The sequence below is a fragment of the Hymenobacter caeli genome, from assembly GCF_013294115.1.
Classification (GTDB): domain Bacteria; phylum Bacteroidota; class Bacteroidia; order Cytophagales; family Hymenobacteraceae; genus Hymenobacter; species Hymenobacter caeli.
This window is the reverse complement of record NZ_JABSNP010000032.1, coordinates 16,908-35,240: the sequence shown is the minus strand read 5'-3', so window position 1 is coordinate 35,240 and position 18,333 is coordinate 16,908. Positions and strand designations below refer to the sequence as shown.

General features: G+C 64.9%; 16 protein-coding genes and 1 pseudogene. 7 read left to right on the top strand and 10 right to left on the bottom strand.

The window, feature by feature from the left end:
- Positions 1-233: 233 nt before the first annotated feature.
- A complete protein-coding gene (locus HNP98_RS20940) occupies positions 234-1,421 on the bottom strand; it encodes a hypothetical protein (protein ID WP_449552325.1) in 1,188 nt (395 codons plus the stop codon).
- A gap of 51 nt (positions 1,422-1,472) precedes the next feature.
- Positions 1,473-2,416 (bottom strand): annotated as a pseudogene (locus tag HNP98_RS20935) (carboxypeptidase regulatory-like domain-containing protein); the annotation flags it as partial.
- Positions 2,417-2,672: 256 nt separating this feature from the next.
- Here HNP98_RS20935 and HNP98_RS20930 point away from each other — a divergent pair.
- Positions 2,673-3,164, top strand: a complete 492-nt coding sequence (locus HNP98_RS20930; RefSeq protein WP_173812136.1) for a hypothetical protein — start codon at positions 2,673-2,675, stop codon at positions 3,162-3,164.
- A gap of 103 nt (positions 3,165-3,267) precedes the next feature.
- Here the strand turns inward: HNP98_RS20930 and ychF are convergent, their stop codons facing one another.
- Together ychF and HNP98_RS20920 are read right to left on the bottom strand one after the other, a co-directional pair.
- Positions 3,268-4,368, bottom strand: coding sequence for a redox-regulated ATPase YchF (gene ychF / locus HNP98_RS20925; RefSeq protein ID WP_173812135.1), 1,101 nt, complete (start codon positions 4,366-4,368; stop codon positions 3,268-3,270).
- A 170-nt stretch (positions 4,369-4,538) separates the two neighbouring features.
- Positions 4,539-4,928 (bottom strand): DUF3276 family protein, encoded by a 390-nt coding sequence (locus tag HNP98_RS20920; RefSeq protein ID WP_317171169.1) that lies wholly within the window; start codon positions 4,926-4,928, stop codon positions 4,539-4,541.
- Between the two features lie 151 nt (positions 4,929-5,079).
- On the opposite strand from HNP98_RS20920, the gene HNP98_RS20915 reads away from it, so the two are divergent.
- The 4 genes from HNP98_RS20915 (at position 5,080) to HNP98_RS20900 (ending at position 7,680) form a co-directional block, all read left to right on the top strand.
- A complete protein-coding gene (locus HNP98_RS20915) occupies positions 5,080-6,003 on the top strand; it encodes a DUF58 domain-containing protein (RefSeq protein ID WP_173812134.1) in 924 nt (307 codons plus the stop codon).
- A 59-nt stretch (positions 6,004-6,062) separates the two neighbouring features.
- The gene (locus HNP98_RS20910) at positions 6,063-6,524 is read left to right on the top strand and encodes a hypothetical protein (protein WP_173812133.1); all 462 of its coding nucleotides are present in this window, start codon (positions 6,063-6,065) and stop codon (positions 6,522-6,524) included.
- 80 nt (positions 6,525-6,604) lie between these two features.
- Complete coding sequence (locus tag HNP98_RS20905) at positions 6,605-7,039, top strand: hypothetical protein (RefSeq protein WP_173812132.1); 435 nt, start codon at positions 6,605-6,607, stop codon at positions 7,037-7,039.
- A gap of 149 nt (positions 7,040-7,188) precedes the next feature.
- Positions 7,189-7,680: a hypothetical protein gene (locus HNP98_RS20900; RefSeq protein ID WP_173812131.1), complete on the top strand. Its 492-nt coding sequence runs from the start codon at positions 7,189-7,191 to the stop codon at positions 7,678-7,680.
- A 7-nt stretch (positions 7,681-7,687) separates the two neighbouring features.
- On the opposite strand, the gene HNP98_RS20895 is transcribed toward HNP98_RS20900, so the two are convergent.
- From HNP98_RS20895 to HNP98_RS20870, 6 genes are all read right to left on the bottom strand, one after another.
- Entirely contained in the window at positions 7,688-9,430 is a 1,743-nt protein-coding gene (locus HNP98_RS20895) for a hypothetical protein (RefSeq protein WP_173812130.1), read from the bottom strand.
- Positions 9,431-9,434: 4 nt separating this feature from the next.
- Entirely contained in the window at positions 9,435-10,406 is a 972-nt protein-coding gene (locus tag HNP98_RS20890) for a deoxyhypusine synthase family protein (protein WP_173812129.1), read from the bottom strand.
- A gap of 108 nt (positions 10,407-10,514) precedes the next feature.
- Positions 10,515-11,060 carry an ATP-dependent protease subunit HslV gene (hslV, locus tag HNP98_RS20885; protein WP_173812128.1) on the bottom strand — a complete coding sequence of 182 codons (546 nt, stop codon included), beginning with the start codon at positions 11,058-11,060 and terminating at the stop codon, positions 10,515-10,517.
- A 152-nt stretch (positions 11,061-11,212) separates the two neighbouring features.
- Positions 11,213-13,798 (bottom strand): TonB-dependent receptor, encoded by a 2,586-nt coding sequence (locus HNP98_RS20880; protein ID WP_173812127.1) that lies wholly within the window; start codon positions 13,796-13,798, stop codon positions 11,213-11,215.
- Positions 13,799-13,957: 159 nt separating this feature from the next.
- Complete coding sequence (locus HNP98_RS20875; protein WP_173812126.1) at positions 13,958-15,682, bottom strand: pyruvate dehydrogenase complex dihydrolipoamide acetyltransferase; 1,725 nt, start codon at positions 15,680-15,682, stop codon at positions 13,958-13,960.
- A gap of 92 nt (positions 15,683-15,774) precedes the next feature.
- The gene (locus HNP98_RS20870) at positions 15,775-16,392 is read right to left on the bottom strand and encodes a histidine phosphatase family protein (protein ID WP_173812125.1); all 618 of its coding nucleotides are present in this window, start codon (positions 16,390-16,392) and stop codon (positions 15,775-15,777) included.
- A gap of 186 nt (positions 16,393-16,578) precedes the next feature.
- Between HNP98_RS20870 and HNP98_RS20865 the strand changes: the two genes are divergently transcribed.
- Positions 16,579-17,013: a hotdog fold thioesterase gene (locus tag HNP98_RS20865; RefSeq protein WP_173812124.1), complete on the top strand. Its 435-nt coding sequence runs from the start codon at positions 16,579-16,581 to the stop codon at positions 17,011-17,013.
- Positions 17,013-18,248, top strand: coding sequence for a chorismate-binding protein (locus tag HNP98_RS20860; RefSeq protein WP_173812123.1), 1,236 nt, complete (start codon positions 17,013-17,015; stop codon positions 18,246-18,248). Before HNP98_RS20865 ends, HNP98_RS20860 begins: the two co-directional genes overlap by 1 nt.
- Positions 18,249-18,333 lie beyond the last annotated feature (85 nt).

Sequence of the window (18,333 nt, the reverse complement as noted above, 5' to 3'; positions counted from 1 at the left end):
TACGCCGTTTATCCGGCGTCTTCTTGGTCTTTTCTGCACTCATGACTCAGGAAATATACGTCCTGCTTCTGTGCGCCTTGACTAGACCACCTCAGTAATAGCAATAAACTATTTCTCATCTATCAGGTCCTCGATTTTAACGCCCCGACCAAATTATTGGTCGGGGCGTTGAAGTTAGGGGTATTCTGCAAAGCTCTGCTACGCGCGTTCACACAATGAGGCAGTGAGTCGCGCTAATCGAAAATGTAGCGCACGCCCACCTGGGCCCGCCAGCGGCTGGCGATGCTGGCGTCGGTGAAGTAGGTTTGGCTGCCGCCGCGGAAGGTGAAGGCGGGCGTGTCGGGGCTGGTGGCGCTGGGGTAACTGGCCTCGATGAGGCGGTTGTTGCCCACGCGTTGGCGGTTGCCCCAGTTGGCGTTCAGCAGGTTGCCCAGGTTGAGGATGTCGAAGCTGAGCTGCAAGGTGTTGTGCTTGCCGCCGCCGGTCGTCACCACGAAGTCCTGCATCAGCTTGGCGTCGAGCTGGTTGCACCAGGGACTGAGGGCCCCGTTGCGCACGGTGTAGTCGCCGCGGTGCTGGCTCAGGTACGGGTCTTGGTTGAGGTAAGCATCGAGCTGCTGCCACTGCTGGGCGGCCGACACGCTCTGGCCGGCGGCGTTGGTGTAGGCCACCAGGTTGATCTGGCTTTGGGTGGCGGGCACGAAAATCAGGTCGTTGCCGTCGATGTTGTCGCGGTTCAGGTTGCCGGCGTAGGTGTAGCTGTAGCGGTTGCCCTGGCCGGCCTCGAAGAAGAAGCCCACCGTGGTGGCCAGGTGGTCGTGGGCGTAGGCGAAGCGGCGGCCGGCGGCGGCAATCACGCGGTGCTCCAAGCCGAAGTCGCTGTAGGCCAGCGCGGGCTGGTTGGTGTTGCCCACCACGGGCAGGCGCTGGTAGGCGTCGCCGGCAATTTCGCCGGGGTTCGAGGTGATGTCCTTGGCCTGGGCGTAGGTGTAGGCCGCCGTGGCATAAAAGCCATTGGCGAACTCCTTGCGCAGCTGCCCGGTGACGGAGTACTGGTAGCCCTGGCTGGTGTTCTCCAACCCAATTACGCCCGCGTCGAGAAAAGTGAACTGGCCGTCGGGGCCGGTGAATGAGTTGAGGCGGGGCCCGGCGGCGGGGTAAATCCGGCGCTTGTCGCCGCCGTTCGCGCCGCTCAGCGCCTGGGTGGGCGTCACGAAGTTGTAGTTGCGGTGCACCACCGCGTTGATGTCCTTCGTGTAGATGGCTTCCAGCGTGGCCACCAGGCCCCCGGGCAGCTCGTGGTCCACGGCCAGGTTGGAGCGCCACACCTGCGGAAACTTGAAGTCGCGGCCCGTGGCGTTGATTTGGTACGTGTAGCCGTTGCCAAACTGCGTGTTCGAGGCCTGGTTCGAGAGCCACACGAACGGGATGCGGCCTGCTGGGCCTCGGCGGGACTGGCCGCCGGCCGGAAGCTTTGGCCCGGGCCGGTCTGGCGGGTGAACTCGGCGTTGGTGAAAAAGAACAGCTTGTTCTTCACGAGGGGGCCCCCGAGGGCGAAGCCGGTCTGGTTAAATTTCAGGCTGGGGTTGGCGATGGTGGCCCCCTGCACCTTGCTGCCAATCAGGCTCTCGTCGCGGAAATACGTGTAGGCCGTGCCCCGGAAGCTGTTGGTGCCGCTCTTGGTCACGGCGTTCACGCCAGCCCCGGTGAAGCCGCCCTGGCGCACGTCGTAGGGCGTGAGGCTCACCTGAATCTGTTCGATGGCGTCGAGGCTCACGGGCTGCGAGTTGGTTTGGCCCCCGGGCGTGGGCGAATCCAGCCCAAACGAGTTGTTGAAGCTGGAGCCGTCGAGCGAGAAGTTGTTGTAGAGCGTGTTGCGCCCCCCGAAGCTCAGCCCGCTGGCCTGGGGCGTGAGGCGCGTGAAGTCGTCCTGCGAGCGGTTGATGGTGGGCAGGCTGCGCAGGGCCATCGCGCTGATGTTGGTGGCGGCCCCCGTGCGGTCGGGGTTAATCTGGCCGTCGCGGTTCACCCGCACCACCACTTCGTCGAGCTGCTGGCCGCTGCCCTCTTTCAGCGTCACCCGCGTCTCAAACGTTTTGCCCAGCACCAGCTGGATGCTGCTTTGCACAAAGGTTTCGTAGCCCACAAACGACACTTTCACCTCGTAGGCCCCCCCGATGCGCATATTGAGCAAATCGAACTGCCCGTTGTCGCGCGTGGCGTTGCCATAAATGGTGCCCGACGGCAGGTGGGTGGCCACCACCGTGGCCCCCGGCAGCGGCTGGCCTTTCGCATCCAGCACCAGCCCTTTGATGGCGGATGTGGTAACCCCTTGGGCCCGGGCCCGGGGAGTCACGGCAAAAAGTACGAAGCCCAGCAGTACTAAAAGCAGGTGTCGTTTCACAAGTCGGCGCATTTGGTTCGACTGAAGAACATCTTCATGCCATCTTCACAAATGTAACGCAACCCTGAAAATATATTCGCTTAACAATATTTTAATCCGAAAAACATAACACAGCCGGGAAAATACTGGGCTTGGGCAAGGGCAGCTTAGCCGGTTACCGGCCCTCCGAAGCGCTGGCGCTGAGCCCCCAACCGCTTCGCCGGGTACCGCAATGGAAACGGAAGTTATATTTCGGCAGAATACTTTCTAATATATAATTAAAATAAGAATGATACGACCCCTACTTTTCCCCCTACCCGCGCTGTTGCTAACGAGCCTGGCGGCCACCCCGGCGCGGGCCCAAATCAACCCTACCAAAACGGCGCTCTGCAACGACGCTTTCGTCAAGGCCGCCCGCCTCGATTTAAAGCCGTTTCTGGCGAAGTACAAAGCCACGCCGTTCAGCAAACGGCAGCAGCTTCACCCGTCCGACCCGAAGCAAACCGACTACGTGCTCACCTATGCACTGGGCACCGACAAATTTGTATTTTACCAGACCCCAGCCAAAACATTGGCGGTTTCTTTCGTCGCCACGTCCGGTAAGCTCCGCTTGGCAAAGGGCGTGCACGTGGGCATGAGCAAAAAGGCCTTTGAAACGGCCTTCAAGCACGAAATAGCCAACACCGCCACGGTGGCCGACGCCGAGCATCTCCAGCGCTACACGTTCACCTTCACCCGGCAGCAGCTGTCCAGCATCGTGTACCAGGGCCGCACCGAATAAGCGTCCGGGCCCCAAACGGACGGCCCCCGTACTTCTTAGCGAAGCACGGGGGCCGTCCGTTTACAAGCTGTTCGGGCCAGCCGCCCGGCGCATTACCGGCGCATTACACGTTGAAGCGGAAGTGCATGATGTCGCCGTCCTGCACCACGTAGTCCTTGCCTTCGACGGCCATGCGGCCGGCTTCCTTTATTTTCACTTCCGTCTTGTACTCCTGGTAATCCGGCAGTTTGATAACCTCGGCGCGGATGAAGCCTTTCTCGAAATCGGAGTGGATGACGCCGGCCGCCGCCGGGGCCTTGTCGCCGCGGTGGATGGTCCAGGCGCGCACTTCCTGCACGCCGGCGGTGAAGTAGGTGATGAGGTTCAGCAGCTCGTAGCTGGCGCGGATGAGCTTGTTCAGGCCCGACTCGGTGAGGCCGTACTCGCCCAGAAACATCGCCTTTTCGTCGGCGTCCTCCATCTCGGCAATCTGCGCCTCGATGGCGGCCGACACCAGCACCACCTGGGCCCCCTCGGCTTGCACGTGGGCGCGCAGGGCGGCCACGTGGTGGTTGCCGTCGGACGCGATGCTGGCCTCGTCCACGTTGGCCACGTAAATCACGGGCTTGACGGTGAGCAGCTGCAGGTCGGCCACGGCTTCCAGGTCGTCGGCGGTGGCGGCCACGGCGCGGGCGTTCTGGCCGGCTTCGAGGGCCGTTTTAAACTTTTGCAGGCCCGCCACTTCCTTTTTGGCCGCGGCGTCGCCGGCCTTGGCGCTGCGCTCCGATTTCACCAGCTTTTTGTCGATGCTCTCCAAATCCTTGATTTGCAGCTCCGTGTCAATCACGTCTTTGTCGAACACCGGGTCCACGCCGCCGGCCACGTGCACGATGTTGGGGTCGTCGAAGCAGCGCACCACGTGGATGATGGCGTCCACCTCGCGGATGTTGGCCAGGAATTTATTGCCCAGGCCCTCGCCCTTGCTGGCGCCCTTCACGAGGCCGGCAATGTCGACGAACTCGATGATGGTGGGCAGCACGCGCTTGGGGTTCACCAGCGCCTCCAGGATTTGCAGGCGCTCGTCGGGCACGGTAATCACGCCCACGTTGGGCTCGATGGTGCAGAACGGGTAGTTGGCCGATTCGGCTTTGGCGTTGGATAAGGCGTTGAACAGGGTGGATTTGCCGACGTTCGGCAAGCCCACGATACCGCAGCGGAGGCCCATTTTCTTGAGTTATGAGTGTTGAATTACAAATCGCGAGTTGGGCGCAATTCGGCCGCAAAGGTACGACGCGCCATAGCGTGGCTTCTGCAAATTCGCGCCATCGCCAAACGGCGCGAACGGACCCAGGTCCGTTCGCGCCGTTGCTTAGCCAAATACGTAGCCAGGGGCCCCTAGTAGCTGTCGTCGCTGCGGTTGGCGTCGCTGCGGTTGGCGTCGAAAGTGGGGCGCTGCTCGGCGGCGGGGGCGTCGCGGCGGTCGCGCTCGTCGTACTCGCGGGGGCGGTCCAGCTCGGCCACTTCCTCGGGGGTCAGCAACTCCTCGCGCACGTAGTCCACGGCGTCCTGGAGAGCGTCCACGAATTTCAAAAAATCTTCTTTATACAAGAAAATCTTGTGTTTCTCGTAGGAAACCGAGTCGTCGCCGTTCTGGCGGCGCTTGCTTTCGGTGATGGTCAGGTAGTAATCCTGGCCGCGGGTGGCTTTCACGTCGAAGAAATACGTGCGCTTGCCAGCCTTAATGCGTTGGGAATAAATCTCTTCCTGGTCGGGGCGGTCGTCCACAGGCGTTCGGTAGGTAAAGTTGATGAATAGAGCAATCGATTGATGTGAATTCGAATGTAGGTACGGTGAGCCGAACATGAAAGCGCCCGGGGCCCCGACGTGGTATCTTTGAACAGGGCCCCCGGGGCCCCGCCGCCCCTTTCGCCCGCCCATGCCCGCCCCCGACCTCGCCGCCGTCCGCTCGTTCGAAAACCTGGAATTCCTGGCCCGTCAGCTCGTCGACGGCTTCATCACCGGCCTGCACCAGTCGCCGTACCACGGCTTCTCGGTCGAATTTTCGGAGCACCGCCTCTACAACCCCGGCGAGAGCACCCGCCACATCGACTGGAAGGTGTTTGCCCGCACCGACAAGCTCTTCGTGAAGCGCTACGAGGAAGAAACCAACCTGCGGGCCCACCTGCTGCTCGACGTGAGCCCGAGCATGTACTACCCCGCCCCCGACCACGCCAAGCTCACGTTCAGCGTGGTGGCGGCGGCGGCCCTGGCCACGCTCCTCACCCGGCAGCGCGACGCGGTGGGCCTCGTCACCTTCGCCGACCGGGTGGAATTGCAAACGCCGGTGCGCTCCACCACCACCCACCGCCACGCCCTGCTGCTGGCCCTGCAACGCCTGCTCGAGCGCCCGGCCGCGCCCGCGGGGCCCCGGCGCGGCACCGACGTGGCGGGCGTCATCCACACCATCGCCCAGCAGATTCCCAAACGCTCGCTCGTCATCCTCTTCAGCGACATGCTGGGGCGCGACGCGGCCGGGCAGGCCGCCGCGCTGGCGGCGCTCCAGCACCTGCGCCACCAGCACCACGAGGTACTCCTGTTTCACGTGCTCGACCGCGCTACCGAGGCCAACTTCGACTTCGCCGAGCGGCCATACATTTTCGAAGACGTGGAAACGGGCCAGGAAATCAAGCTCCAGCCCTCCCAAATTCGGGAGCAGTACCGCGCCGCCATGGCCACTTTCGAGCAGGATTTGGCCCTGCGCTGCGGGCAACTCAAGATTGATTTCGTGCCCGTGGACGTGCGCGAGCCCTTTGAAAAGGTGCTGTACGCCTACCTGGTGAAGCGCGGCAAGGGCCGCTAGGGCCCCAACTTGCCCCTACTTTTGTTGTAGTACCCAACCCCCACGCTTCTTTCAGCACCATGTACCAAGTTCTGCTTTATCTGCACTCCTACCTCCGCTATTTCGTGCTCGGGGCCGGCCTCGTGGCCGTGTACCGCGCCTACGTGGGCTGGACCGGCCACCGCCCGTTTGCCAAGGGCGACAACGCCTTCGGGGCCAGCTTCGTGGGCTTCATGCTGTTGCAGCTCATCGTGGGCCTGGGCCTGTACTTCGGCCTCAGTCCCCAATACGGCTTCAAAGCCATGAAAGCAGCCGGTGCCATGAAAGACCCGGCGGTGCGCTTCTTCGGCATGGAGCACGTGGCCCTCATGGTGCTGGCCGTCATCATCGCCCAAATCGGCCGCACGCTGTCCAAAAAGCGCCTCGACGACACGGCCAAGCACAAAACCGCCTTCATCTACTACGGCGTCGCCCTGGCCCTGGTGCTGCTCATGATTCCGTGGGGCCTCTGGAACCCGTACCGGCCGCTGTTCCGGTTTTAGCTAACAAGTAGCTCTTACAATGCCCGCTTTCCTTTAGCTTGAAGGAAAGCGGGCATTTTTACTTTTCAGTAATTACACCAGTGGACAAAGACTTAATAATTCTAGAATTAAATGCGCGGTGGAAATGGCGAATTCCATTCGGCTGGATTCCCATAAGCGGGAATGAAGCTATTGAGAATACAGAGATTTATCATGCTGATTACTTTGACATTTTTGAGAAAGAAATAATTAATACGATAGGTCGTATTTATAGCTTAACTGAGGTTTATGAACTTGTTGAAGATGGTGAAGTAAGCATACAGCCCCTTCGTAATTGCACATTCTTCTATGATGGACTCGAGCGGATGTACACCGATAAGGACTTTCAATTCGCTCTTTATTTTTCGCACGAAACTTCCGTGACTGTAGGCGGCAGACAGTTGCTAGAAGAAATTCACATAATATGGCCTGAACACAAGAATCATTTTTGGCAAGCAGACTATTGGAATTACCCTCCTGACACGGAGGAGGTTTAATAAAATAGCTGATAACTACACCTGCATCTGACCCGCGGCTTCGAGGCACTGGGCGCTGATCCATGGCCCCCCGGCGGCGGGCGGCCGTGCAACCTTTTCGGCGGCGCGGAGGTCCTCTAGCCAGCATCCCCCTTTTTCCGTTCGCCCGCATGCGCTTGCCCCTGCTTCTCGCCGCTTCCCTCGCGCTGTTCAGTTGCAGCAAAAGCGACGACCCGGGCCTGGCCCCCGGCGAAGGCGCAGAACTGGCAACGGAAAACGGCTGCGGCGCGCCGGGGCCCAGTGGGTACCAGGTGCTCCTGCGCACGCAGCAGCAGGCCGTGCAGCTGCCGGGCACGGTCGAGACGTTTCTGCTCAGCAAAGACAACGTGTTCAATGCCAGCGGCAGCGACCACCTCGTGGCCAGCCTACTGCGGCAGGAAGACAACGTGCTCAGCCTGCGCTACTGCGGCGTGGTGCACGACGGCCTGACGGCCGATATTGGGCCCGCCCGCAGCACCATCAGCCTGCAAGACCTGCCGCCGCAGGTGTACCGGCTGCGCATCACCGTGCGCGACCGCCACACCACCGGCACCCTCGACCTGCGCACCACGCCCGCCCGCCTCAGCTTCGCCGACACCACCGTGGCGGGCGTGTGGCGCTAGCGGGCCGCTACCACACCCCGCCCGCCCGGAGCCGCCACAGGCGGTAGCCGCCCACCGTGTCGACGGGCTGGTAGCGCGGGGCCAGGGCGGGCGGCAGGCCGTCGTTGGGCGCGGTGATGTAGTAGGCAGCCGGGTACGCCGGTCGGTGCGCGGGGTGCGCGGCCTGGCCGCCGCCGCGCTGGTACAGCCAGTACGGGTAAAAGCTTTCCTCCGCGAAGGCCACCGAGGCCCCGGCGGGCAGGCCCCAAAGCCGCTGCTGGGCCAGCGCGTAGGTGTCGGCGATGTTGTAGTAGTACAGGTTGGTGGCGTCGCGCATGGGGCTGTGCCGCACGAAGCCCACCGCCAGCCAAACGCCCAGCGCCACCGCCCCCAGCGCACCGGCCCAGCGCCGCCAGCGCCCCAGCAGGGCCCCCACCGCCAGGGGCCCCAGCACCAGCGCCACGCTGAACAGCCCCAGCAGGTTGCGGTGAAACACCACGTGCCGCAGCGCCAGCGTGCCGCCCGCCAGCACCAGCAGCCACGCCAGGTACAGCAGCCCCAGCCGCCGCCACGGGCGGCAAGCCAGCAGGGCCAACGGCAGCAGGGCCAGCGCGTACGCCGGCCACACGCCCCCGAAGCAGTAGGCAGCGTAGCCTTTAACATCTGGCCAGGCCGCGGCGACGAAAGCTCCCAACGGCCCTTTGGCCGGCAGCACGTAGGGGTTGGCCGCGAGGGCCGCCAGGCCCGAAAAGCCCAATACCGGCAGGTAGAACGCGCCCGCCAGCGCCAGCGCCCCCGCTTGGCACGCCCAAAACCGCCCGTCGAACCGCCGCTGCCGGAGCTGCTCGGCGGCGGCGGCCAGCAGCTGCGCCGCGTGGTAGAACAAAAACGTGGGTACCGTGGCGTAGCCCGCCGCTACGGCCCAGGCATTGGCCACCAGCCAGCCGCGCCGCCGCGGCTGCTGCCAGTGGCCAAGCAGCGTGGCCAGCGCCACCCAGTGCAGCAGGGCGTACAGGGCGTAGCCGCGGGCCTGGAACCCGAAACCCCACAGCGAAAACTGCACCGCCGCCAGCACGGCCAGGCCCGCCCCGGCCCAGCGCCGCCCGCTCAGGGCCGTGCCTAGCCGGTACACCACGGCCAGCGTGCCCGCGTAGGCCAGCCCCGACAGCGCCCGGCCCGTAAACACCAACAACGAGGCATTGTGCAATCCCCCAAACAGTGTGCCGTTCAACACGTTGAACAGCACGTGGTTGTTGGGCAGCATATAGTAGCTCCAGGCCACGAACACCGACCCGCTCCCCGCGCAAAACACGGCCGAAAACACCTCGTCGTAGGCCGGGGGCACCCGCGTGGCCCCCCAGGCCCACAGGCCCGCCGCCAGCACCAGCAGCCCCGCCAGCCAGGGGGCATCGGCCCGGCTCAGCAGGGGGGCCGCCGGGGCCGGGCCGGCGGCGGGCAGCGGCCGGTTGCGGTGCCGCCACCAACGGCCGGCCAGCCCCACCAGCGCCAGCCCGGCCAGCCCGTTACCCCGCGCTTTCACGGCGGGTGTAAAGAAGGCAACCGGCCAAGTAGCGGCGCGGTAGAGGTCGGGGGTGCGGCCCAGGTACCAGTCGCGCAGGGCGGCGTAGGGCGTCAGCAGGTACGCCAGCAGCGCCAGGGCCCCCAGCACGAGCAGCGCCGCCCCCGCCGCCCGGCCGGCCCGCTCCCCAAAGGAACGGGCCGGCCGGCCAGCCGAAGCGGCGAAGCCGGGCACCAGAGGCGGGTTGTTCATGGACTTACTGCCCCAGCACAATCGCGAAAATCAGCGGGGCCACGATGGTGGCGTCGCTCTCAATGATGAACTTGGGAGTTTTCTCGCCCAGCTTGCCCCAGGTAATTTTCTCGTTGGGCACGGCCCCCGAGTAGCTGCCGTAGCTGGTCGTGGAATCCGAAATCTGGCAGAAGTAGCCCCACAGCGGCACCGAGTGGCGCTGCAAGTCTTGGTGCAGCATGGGCACCACGCAAATAGGGAAGTCGCCGGCAATGCCGCCGCCAATCTGGAAAAAGCCGATTTTACTTTCTTCAGTGGCGGTTTTGGTGTACCACTCGGCCAGGTAAATCATGTACTGAATGCCCGTGCGCATGGTGTGCACGTTCTTGATGTCGCCGCTGATGACGTGGCCGGCGTAGATGTTGCCGAGCGTCGAGTCTTCCCAGCCGGGGCAAATGATGGGCAGGTTTTTCTCGGCCGCGGCCAGCATCCACGAGTCCTTGGGGTCAATCTGGTAGTACTGCTCCAGCTCGCCGCTCAGCAGAATCTGGTAGAAAAACTCGTGCGGGAAGTACGCCTTGCCCTCGGCGTCGGCCTTCTCCCAAAACTTCAGCACCACGTGCTCCAGGCGGCGCATGGCCTCTTCCTCGGGAATGCAGGTGTCGGTCACGCGGTTCATGTGGCGCTTCAGCAGCTCGTGCTCGTCGGCGGGCGTCAGGTCGCGATAGTTGGGCACCCGCTCGTAAAAGTCGTGGGCCACGAGGTTGAAGATGTCCTCCTCCAAGTTGGCCCCGGTGCAGCTGATAATCTGCACCTTGTCCTGCCGAATCAGCTCGGCCAGCTGGATACCCATCTCGGCGGTGCTCATGGCCCCGGCCAGTGTTATCATCATTTTGCCGCCCTCGGCAATGTGCTTGTTATAGCCGTCGGCCGCGTCGATGAGCGCCGCGGCGTTGAAGTGGCGGTAGTGGTGCTTGAGGAAATTGGTGATGTGCATTTTTTTTTAAGCTGTTAGCCTTTAGCTGTTAGCTATTAGCTTCTGAGAAATATGTCTTGTAAGCTTTCTAGTACGAGAAGCTAATAGCTAGTAGCCATTAGCTATTAGCTAAGAAGCAGGCTCCGCGATTATCAAATTGTGGTTGGTGTAGATGCAGATATCGGCCGCGATGTGCAGGGCGTCTTCCACCATCTGGCGGGCGGTGAGGTGCGGGGCGTGCTTTTTCAGGGCCAGGGCGGCGGCCTGGGCGTACATGGCCCCCGAGCCGATGGCGGCCACGTCGGTGTCGGGCTCCAGCACGTCGCCGGTGCCGCTGATGATCAGCAGCTCGTCCTTGTCGCAGACCACCATCATGGCCTCCAGCTTGCGCAGGTACTGGTCTTTGCGCCAGTCTTTGGCCAGCTCGATGGCGGCCCGCTTGAGGTTGTTGCCGTAGGCGGCGAGCTTCTCCTCGAAGCGGTCGAGCAGCATAAAGGCATCGGCCGTGGAGCCGGCAAAGCCGGTTACCACCCTGCCGTCGTTGAGCTGGCGCACTTTGCGCACGTTGTTTTTGGCCACGTGCTTGTCCATCGTGGCCTGGCCGTCGGCCCCGAGGGCAATCTGGCCGTTGTGGCGCACGCCGAGCACGGTCGTGGAGCGAATTTTTGGGAGCATAGGGCAAAAATACGCCCTCCCAGTCGGTCGATGGTTGGAATCCCTTAAAACGTCGTGCTGACCGCAGGGAAGCATCTCTACCGCAGCAGTAATCAGAATCACTTACGCGGCAGAAATACCTCCCTGCGGTCAGCACGACGTTCTTTTATCCTCTAAAACCGGGCTTGCAGCTTGGCGAAGAGGAACCGGCCGTTGGAGCCCATCTGCACGGGGTCCCAGGCCCCGCCGGTTTCGGTGGCCTGGGGGTTAAAGAAGTCGGGGTACTTGTTGAACACGTTCGAGCTGCCCACCGACAGGCTCAGCTGGTTGGTGAGGGCGTAGCTCAGGGCCACGTCGGTGGTCAGGCGCGGGTGGTAGTGGTTGAGTTCGGGGGTGTAATCGTAGAGGTCGACGGGCCCGAAGTACACGAACCGCAGCAGGGCCCCGAAGCGGCCCAGGTTGTAGTCACCGGTGAGGTTGATTTTGTAGGGCGGGGCCGAGGCCTTCACAAACGCCTGCTCGCGCTGGCCGAAGAAAATATCTTCCTTGCCGGCCAGCAAGGGCGTCGTCTGCACGCTGGTCACGTTCAAGCGGTTGAGGTTGGCGGCCAGCGTGGTGGTGAGGCGGCCGGTGCCCACGCCCAGGGTGTTGGCCACCACGGCGTCGAGGCCAAACGTGCTGGTCGAGGCCGCGTTGGCGAAGAACTGGGCCTGACCCACGTTGAGGGCCGTGAGGGTGGGCCCGATGATGTTGTCGTCGTTAGGAAAGGCCCCGGTGAGCACGATGCGGTCCTGGATGTGGATGTAGTAGCCGTCCACGGTGAAGCTCAGGACGGAGCCTATCCGGCCCGTGAAGCCCACGCTGGCCGAGCGCGACAGCTCGCGCGTGAGCGGCGGAATGCCCACGGCCCGCGTCACGGGGCCGTTGTTGCGGTCAATCAATACGTCAATCGGCACGCCCCCCACCACGTTGGTGAACACGGTGTTGAAATTAATCTGGGCCAGCGACGGGGCCCGGAACCCAGTGCTGAGCGTACCGCGCAGCGCGAAGTTGTCGCTCAGCTTGAGGCGGGTGGCCAGCTTACCGGTCACGTTGCTGCCAAAGTCGCTGTAGTGCTCGTACCGCACGGCCCCTTCCACCAAAAAGGCCTTGGTCACGTCCAGCTCGGCGTCGGCGTACACGCCCACGTTGTTACGGCTGGCGTGCAGCTCGTTGCGCGGCTGGAAGCCGGGGAAGCCCTGCGACCCGCCCGGGATGCCCGACCCGGGCTGGTAGTTGGTGTAGGAAGCGGGCTCGCCGGCAAAAATCTGGTACCACTCGCGGCGCAGCTCGCCGCCGAAGGCCAGGTTCAGGCCCTGCGCCACGGTTTTGAAGTTGCGGCTCACGTTCAGGTCCACCACGTCCTGCTGGAGCTGGAAGCCGCCGGCGTCAAAAATCGTCGGCGACTTCACGCCCAGCGTGGCGTTCAGCGAGTTGTTCAGCCCGTAGTGGAAGCGGTTCGAGCCGAAGCCGTTGCTCAGGTCCATGTCCCACGGCCCGAAGGTGCCGCGCACGCCGGTCACGCCGTGCCCGTCGAACACATTGCTGGTGATAACCGGATCGAAGCCGTCGGGGTAGAGCGTGGCGTTGCTGCGCGGGTTGGGGATGTCGTGGCCCAGGCTGTCTTTGCCAATGGTTGGAAAGCGGGTGTAGGCGTAGGCCTCGCCCCGGCGCGCGTTGAAGCCGCCGAACACATAAGCGTACACCTTCTCGCTGAGCGGCAGCTTGCTGTTGACGTACACCGACGTGTTGAACACCCGCGGGTCGCCGTACTGGCGGCGCTGGATGCCGTCGGGGGCCGGCACGTTGGCCCGCTGGGTGTGCTCGCGCTGGTTGAAATCGACGGTGGCGTTCACGAAGCCGCCCTTGCCCACGGGCAGCCCGTAGTTGAGGTTGGCGTTGAAGTTGCCGCCGTCCAGCTTCTGGTCGTCGAAGCGGTACTTGGCCTGGTAGGCCCCGTAGTTCACGTTGGCCGTCAGCTCCTTGGTGCTGGTTTTGAGCACGATGTTGATGACGCCCGCAATGGCGTCGGAGCCGTACTGGGCCGAGGCCCCGTCGCGCAGAATCTCAATCCGCTCGATGCTGGCGGCCGGAATCGTGTTCAGGTCGGTGCCGGTGTTGCCGCGGCCGCGCGAGCCGAACAGGTTCACGAGCGACGACTGGTGCCAGCGCTTGCCGTTCACGAGCACCAGGGTTTGGTCGGGGCCCAGGCCGCGCAGGCTGGCCGGGTCCACGTGGTCGGCCCCGTCGGCCCCGGTCTGGCGGTTCGAGTTGAAGGACGGGGCCACGAATTGCAGCAGCTGGTTCACGTCGAGCTGCCCGGTTTTGGCCGTCACCTGCCGCACGTCGATGATGTCGACCGGCGAGGGCGAATCGGTCACGGAACGGTTGAGGCTGCGCGAGCCCACCACCTGCACCCCTTCGAGGGCGGTGCTGCTCGTGGCCAGGCGCACGGCAATGGACGCCCCGCTGGCGGCCACCTCCTGGGTGGTGTAGCCCAACGCACTCACCACCAGGCGCGGCTGGGCCGTGCGGGCCCGCAGCACAAACCGCCCGTTGGCGTCGGTGCCGATGCCGTTGTTGGTGCCCTTTTCCACCACCGTGGCCCCGATTACGGGCCGGCCCGCGTCGTCGAGTACCTGGCCCGCCAGGCTCTGGCTCTGCGCCCAGGCGGCGCTGCTCGCCAGCACGAATGGTACAATCAGTAGTTTTTTATTCATAATTCAGCGAAAAGTAGGTAGGGCGTAAATATAGGCCATTCCCCTGCCCAGCCCCGGCAAAAAGGCTCGCTGGGGAGTAGAAACAAAAAAATCAGCCCTGTATGGGCTGATTTTTAAGGTAAAACGGAATATTTCTGCTGCGTCGGCGCGCACCAGGGATTAAATCAGCATCCGCAACGGGTCTTCCAGCAGGCTTTTCAGCGTTTGCAGGAAGGCCGCGCCGGTGGCCCCGTCCACCACGCGGTGGTCGCAGCTCAGCGTCACTTTCATCACGTTGCCCACGGCGAGCTGGCCGTCCTTCACCACGGCGGTTTGCTTGATGCCGCCCACGGCCAGGATGCAGGCATCGGGCGGGTTGATGATGGCCGTGAACTCGTCGATGCCGAACATGCCCAGGTTGCTGATGGTGAAGGTGCTGCCCTCCCACTCGGCGGGCTGGAGCTTCTTGCTCTTGGCCTTGCCGGCCAGCTCCTTCACTTCGGTGGCAATCTGCGAGAGGCCCTTGCCGTCGGCGTTGCGCACCACGGGCACCAGCAGGCCTTCGTCCACGGCCACGGCCACGCCGATGTTGATGACCTTGTTCTGGCGAATCTTGTCGCCGAGCCACGACGAGTTCACCACCGGGTGCTGGCGCAGGGCCATCGCCGAAGCCTTCAGCACCAGGTCGTTGAAGCTCAGCTTCACGGGCGACAGCTCGTTGAGCTTCACGCGGGTTTCCATCGCCTTGTCCATCACGATTTCCATCGTGAGGTAGAAGTGCGGGGCCGTGAACAAGCTCTCCGACAGGCGCTTGGCAATCACCTTGCGCATCTGCGACACGGGCGTATCGGTGTACGTGCCTTCGGCAGCGGCCGGGGCTGGGGCGTCCTTGGACGCGGGCGCGGCGGGCGCGGCCTCGGGCAGGGCGGCGGCGATGTATTCGCTGGGCGCGGCCGGGGCGGCGGCCGGGGCCGGCGCGGCCGCCTGGCCGGGCTGGAAGGCTTCCACGTCGCGCTGCACGATGCGGCCGTTGTCGCCGCTGCCCTTCACCTGGGCCAGGTTAATGCCTTTTTCCTTGGCAATGCTCTTGGCCAGCGGCGAGGCCAGGATGCGTCCGGTGGGCGTTTCGGGAGCCAGGTCGCCGGGGCTTGGGGCCTGGCCAGCGGCGGCGGGTGCTTCGGCAGCGGGGGCCGCTTGAGCTGCGGCCGGAGCCGGGGTGGCCCCGCCGCTCTGGCCGCCCAGCAGGGCCTGAATGTCCGCCCCTTCCTCGCCAATGATGGCCAGGATGCCGTCCACGGCCACGGCTTCGCCTTCTTTGGGGCCGGTGTAGAGCAAAGTGCCGTCCTCGTAGTTTTCCAGCTCCATCGTGGCTTTGTCGGTTTCCACTTCGGCCAGGATGTCGCCCGATTTCACTTTATCGCCCACCTTTTTTAGCCAGGCGGCAATGGTGCCTTCGGTCATCGTGTCGCTCATCTTGGGCATGCGCACCACCGCGGCCTTCTTGCCGTTGGCAGGCGCGGCGGCCGGGGCTGCGGCGGCTTTGGGCGCTTCGGCGGCGGGGGCCGGGGCCGGCTTGGGGGCTTCGGGCGCGGGGGCCGGGGCGGCCTCGGCCTTGGGCGCGGCGGGGGCCGCGCCGCCGCCGCTCAGCAGAGCCGCAAAGTCTTCGCCGGGCTTGCCCACGATGGCCAGGATGCCGTCCACGGCCACGGCCTCGCCTTCCTTGGGGCCGATGTAGAGCAGGGTGCCGTCGTCGTAGTTCTCCAGCTCCATCGTGGCCTTGTCGGTTTCGACTTCGGCCAGGATGTCGCCGGACTTGACGTTGTCGCCCACTTTTTTGAGCCAGGCCGCGATGACGCCTTCGGTCATCGTGTCGCTCATTTTGGGCATTTTTATGATTTCGGCCATCGGGATGTCGCGCTAAATTGGGAGGGCCAAAATTAGCCCGAAAAATTGGGCACGCCAATCCCGGCCGCCGCCCGGCCGGCGGGCCCCGGCGCTCAGTCGCGCAGGTGGGCGGTGTCGAGGAAATTTTTCACCACGAACACCGTGCCCGTAAACTCCAGCTTGTACAGGCACAAGTTGCTGTGCTCGAAGCCCTGCATGCAGCTCAGCGGGTAGTGCAGCAGCTGGCAGAGCAGCACGCGCAGGGCCCGGCCGTGCAGGCACACGAGCACGGTGTGCTCGTCGGCGCGGGCCTTGAGCAGCTCGATGAACGGGCGCTGGCGGGCGGCCACCTCGGCGGGGCTTTCGCCGCCCTCCAGGCGGGCGGTGTCGTCGCCGGCGGCCCAGGCGGCCAGCGTGGCGCGGTACTCGGCGTCTTCGGCCACGGTGATGCGGGTGCCCTCGCGCCGGCCCCAGCTAATCTCGTTCAGGGCTGCGTGCGACTCGTGGGGCAGGCCCAAATCGAGGAAGCCCTGCACCGACTGCCGGGTGCGGCGCAGGGCCGAGGTGTACACTTTGTCGAACGGCACGCGGCCGTAGGCGGCCAAAAACCGCGCGGCCTGGGCGCGGCCGGTGTCGTTCAGGTCGGAGTCAATGCCGCTGCCCTGCACGATGTTTTGCACGTTGAAATCGGTCTGGCCGTGGCGCAGCAGGAAGATGGTCCGGGGCCTCAATTTTCGGGGGTAGTTTTGCGGAACAAAGGCCCAAAGTACGGGTTTGAATTCGGTACATAACTAGTAGAACGTCGTGCTGAGCGCAGCCGAAGCATCTCTCCCGCAGCAGTAAATCCTGATTAGTCAGCGGTAGAGATGCTTCGGCTCCGCTCAGCATGACCGCCTTATAGTTACTACTACACCCCCATGACCCTTGACGAAGTAAAGGCCCTCACCGCCGGCCGCTCCACCCTGGCCGATGCCCTCGGCATCGAGCTGACGGCCCTCACCGACGACTACCTCGAGGGCCGCATGCCCGTCGATGGCCGCACCCACCAGCCCTTCGGCCTGCTGCACGGCGGGGCCTCGGTGGCGCTGGCCGAAACCCTGGGCAGCCTCGGGGCCATGCTGCGCGTGGACATGACCAGGCAAGCCTGCGTGGGCCTGGAAATCAACGCCAACCACCTCAAGGGCGTGCGCGACGGCTGGGTGCGGGGCCGGGCCACGCCCGTGCACATCGGCCGCAGCACGCAGGTGTGGGAAATCCGCATCACCCACGAAGAAACCGGGGCCTTGGTCTGCCTCAGCCGCCTCACGATGGCGGTGATTGACTTGCCGCCCGCCGCCCGCCCCGCCGCCTAATGCCCACCCCCGAACCCCGCCTGCTGCCGTGGCCGGCCGCCGCCGCGGGCCTCGATGCCCCGGCCCGGCTGCGCCACCTCGTGGCCGGAGCCCTGCGCACCGGCCGGCCGCTGGCGGCGTGGCGCGAGCCCGGGGCCGCGCACCCGCAGCTGCTGGTGGCCCGCTCGCTCGAAGCCGCCTACACCGGCCTGCCGCCCGCCCTCGACGCGGGGGCCCCGGCGGGGTTCGCCTTCTTCCCCTTCCGCGACTCCGACCACTACCCGGCCCTGTTCCTGCCCGCCGACGTGCGCTACGACCCGGCCCGGCCCGACGCCGTGGCCGTGGCCCCCGCCGCCCGCGAGCTGCTGCCCAACATCGCGGCCTGGCTCGCGCTGCCCACGCCCGCCGAACTGGCCTGGCACCACAGCCCGCAGCCCGCGCCGCACGCGGCCACCGAGGCCGAGTACACCCGGCTGGTGCGCCGGGGCGTGGCCGCCATCGAGGCGAAAGAAGTGCTGAAGGTGGTCAGCTCGCGGGCCGCCCGCCGCCCGCTGCCGCCGGGCTTCGACCCGCTGGCGGCGTTCGATTTGCTGGGCGCGAAGTACCCGCAGGCGTTCGTGTCGCTGGTGAGCGTGCCGGGGGTGGGCACCTGGCTGGGGGCCACCCCGGAGGTGCTGGCCGAAGTCACGGCTGACGGGCACTTCCGCACCGTGGCGCTGGCCGCCACGCAGCCCGCCACGGCCGCCGCGTCGCCCCAAACGGCCATCTGGCGGCAGAAGGAAATCGAGGAGCAGGCCTTGGTGGCCCGCTACATTGTGAACTGCTTCAAGCAGCTGCGGCTGCGCGAGTACCACGAAACGGGGCCCCGCACCGTGGTGGCCGGCCAGCTGCTGCACCTGCGCACCGATTTTGAGGTGGACCTGCGCGCCGTGCCCTCCCCCGCCAGCCTGGGCACCGACATGCTGCGCCTGCTGCACCCCACCTCCGCCGTGGGCGGCATGCCCAAGGGGGCCGCGCTGGAGTTTTTGCGCCGCCACGAGGGCTACGACCGCGCCTACTACAGCGGCTTCCTGGGCCCCGTGAACGTGGCCGCGCCCGGCGTGGCCCGCCTCTTCGTGAACCTGCGCTGCCTGCAAGTGCGCGCCCACGAGGCCATCCTCTACGCCGGCACCGGCCTCACCGTGGACTCGGACCCCGAGCGCGAGTGGCAGGAAACCGAAATGAAGCTGCAAACCGTGGCGGCGGTGCTGGGGTAAGGCCGCACGCGCCTACTTTGCCTCGCCAAATGCGCGTGCGCGCCAGTGCTGGCAGCGCGAACTTCGCAGTGCGCGGCCCAAAACG

Bases quoted from the DNA above. Each gene is read 5' to 3' on its own strand.
- HNP98_RS20930 (WP_173812136.1), top strand. From the start codon at position 2,673: ATGATACGACCCCTACTTTTCCCCCTACCCGCGCTGTTGCTAACGAGC.
- ychF (WP_173812135.1), bottom strand. From the start codon at position 4,368: ATGGGCCTCCGCTGCGGTATCGTGGGCTTGCCGAACGTCGGCAAATCC.
- HNP98_RS20915 (WP_173812134.1), top strand. From the start codon at position 5,080: ATGCCCGCCCCCGACCTCGCCGCCGTCCGCTCGTTCGAAAACCTGGAA.
- HNP98_RS20910 (WP_173812133.1), top strand. From the start codon at position 6,063: ATGTACCAAGTTCTGCTTTATCTGCACTCCTACCTCCGCTATTTCGTG.
- HNP98_RS20900 (WP_173812131.1), top strand. From the start codon at position 7,189: ATGCGCTTGCCCCTGCTTCTCGCCGCTTCCCTCGCGCTGTTCAGTTGC.
- HNP98_RS20895 (WP_173812130.1), bottom strand. From the start codon at position 9,430: ATGAACAACCCGCCTCTGGTGCCCGGCTTCGCCGCTTCGGCTGGCCGG.
- HNP98_RS20890 (WP_173812129.1), bottom strand. From the start codon at position 10,406: ATGCACATCACCAATTTCCTCAAGCACCACTACCGCCACTTCAACGCC.
- hslV (WP_173812128.1), bottom strand. From the start codon at position 11,060: ATGCTCCCAAAAATTCGCTCCACGACCGTGCTCGGCGTGCGCCACAAC.
- HNP98_RS20880 (WP_173812127.1), bottom strand. From the start codon at position 13,798: ATGAATAAAAAACTACTGATTGTACCATTCGTGCTGGCGAGCAGCGCC.
- HNP98_RS20875 (WP_173812126.1), bottom strand. From the start codon at position 15,682: ATGGCCGAAATCATAAAAATGCCCAAAATGAGCGACACGATGACCGAA.
- HNP98_RS20865 (WP_173812124.1), top strand. From the start codon at position 16,579: ATGACCCTTGACGAAGTAAAGGCCCTCACCGCCGGCCGCTCCACCCTG.
- HNP98_RS20860 (WP_173812123.1), top strand. From the start codon at position 17,013: ATGCCCACCCCCGAACCCCGCCTGCTGCCGTGGCCGGCCGCCGCCGCG.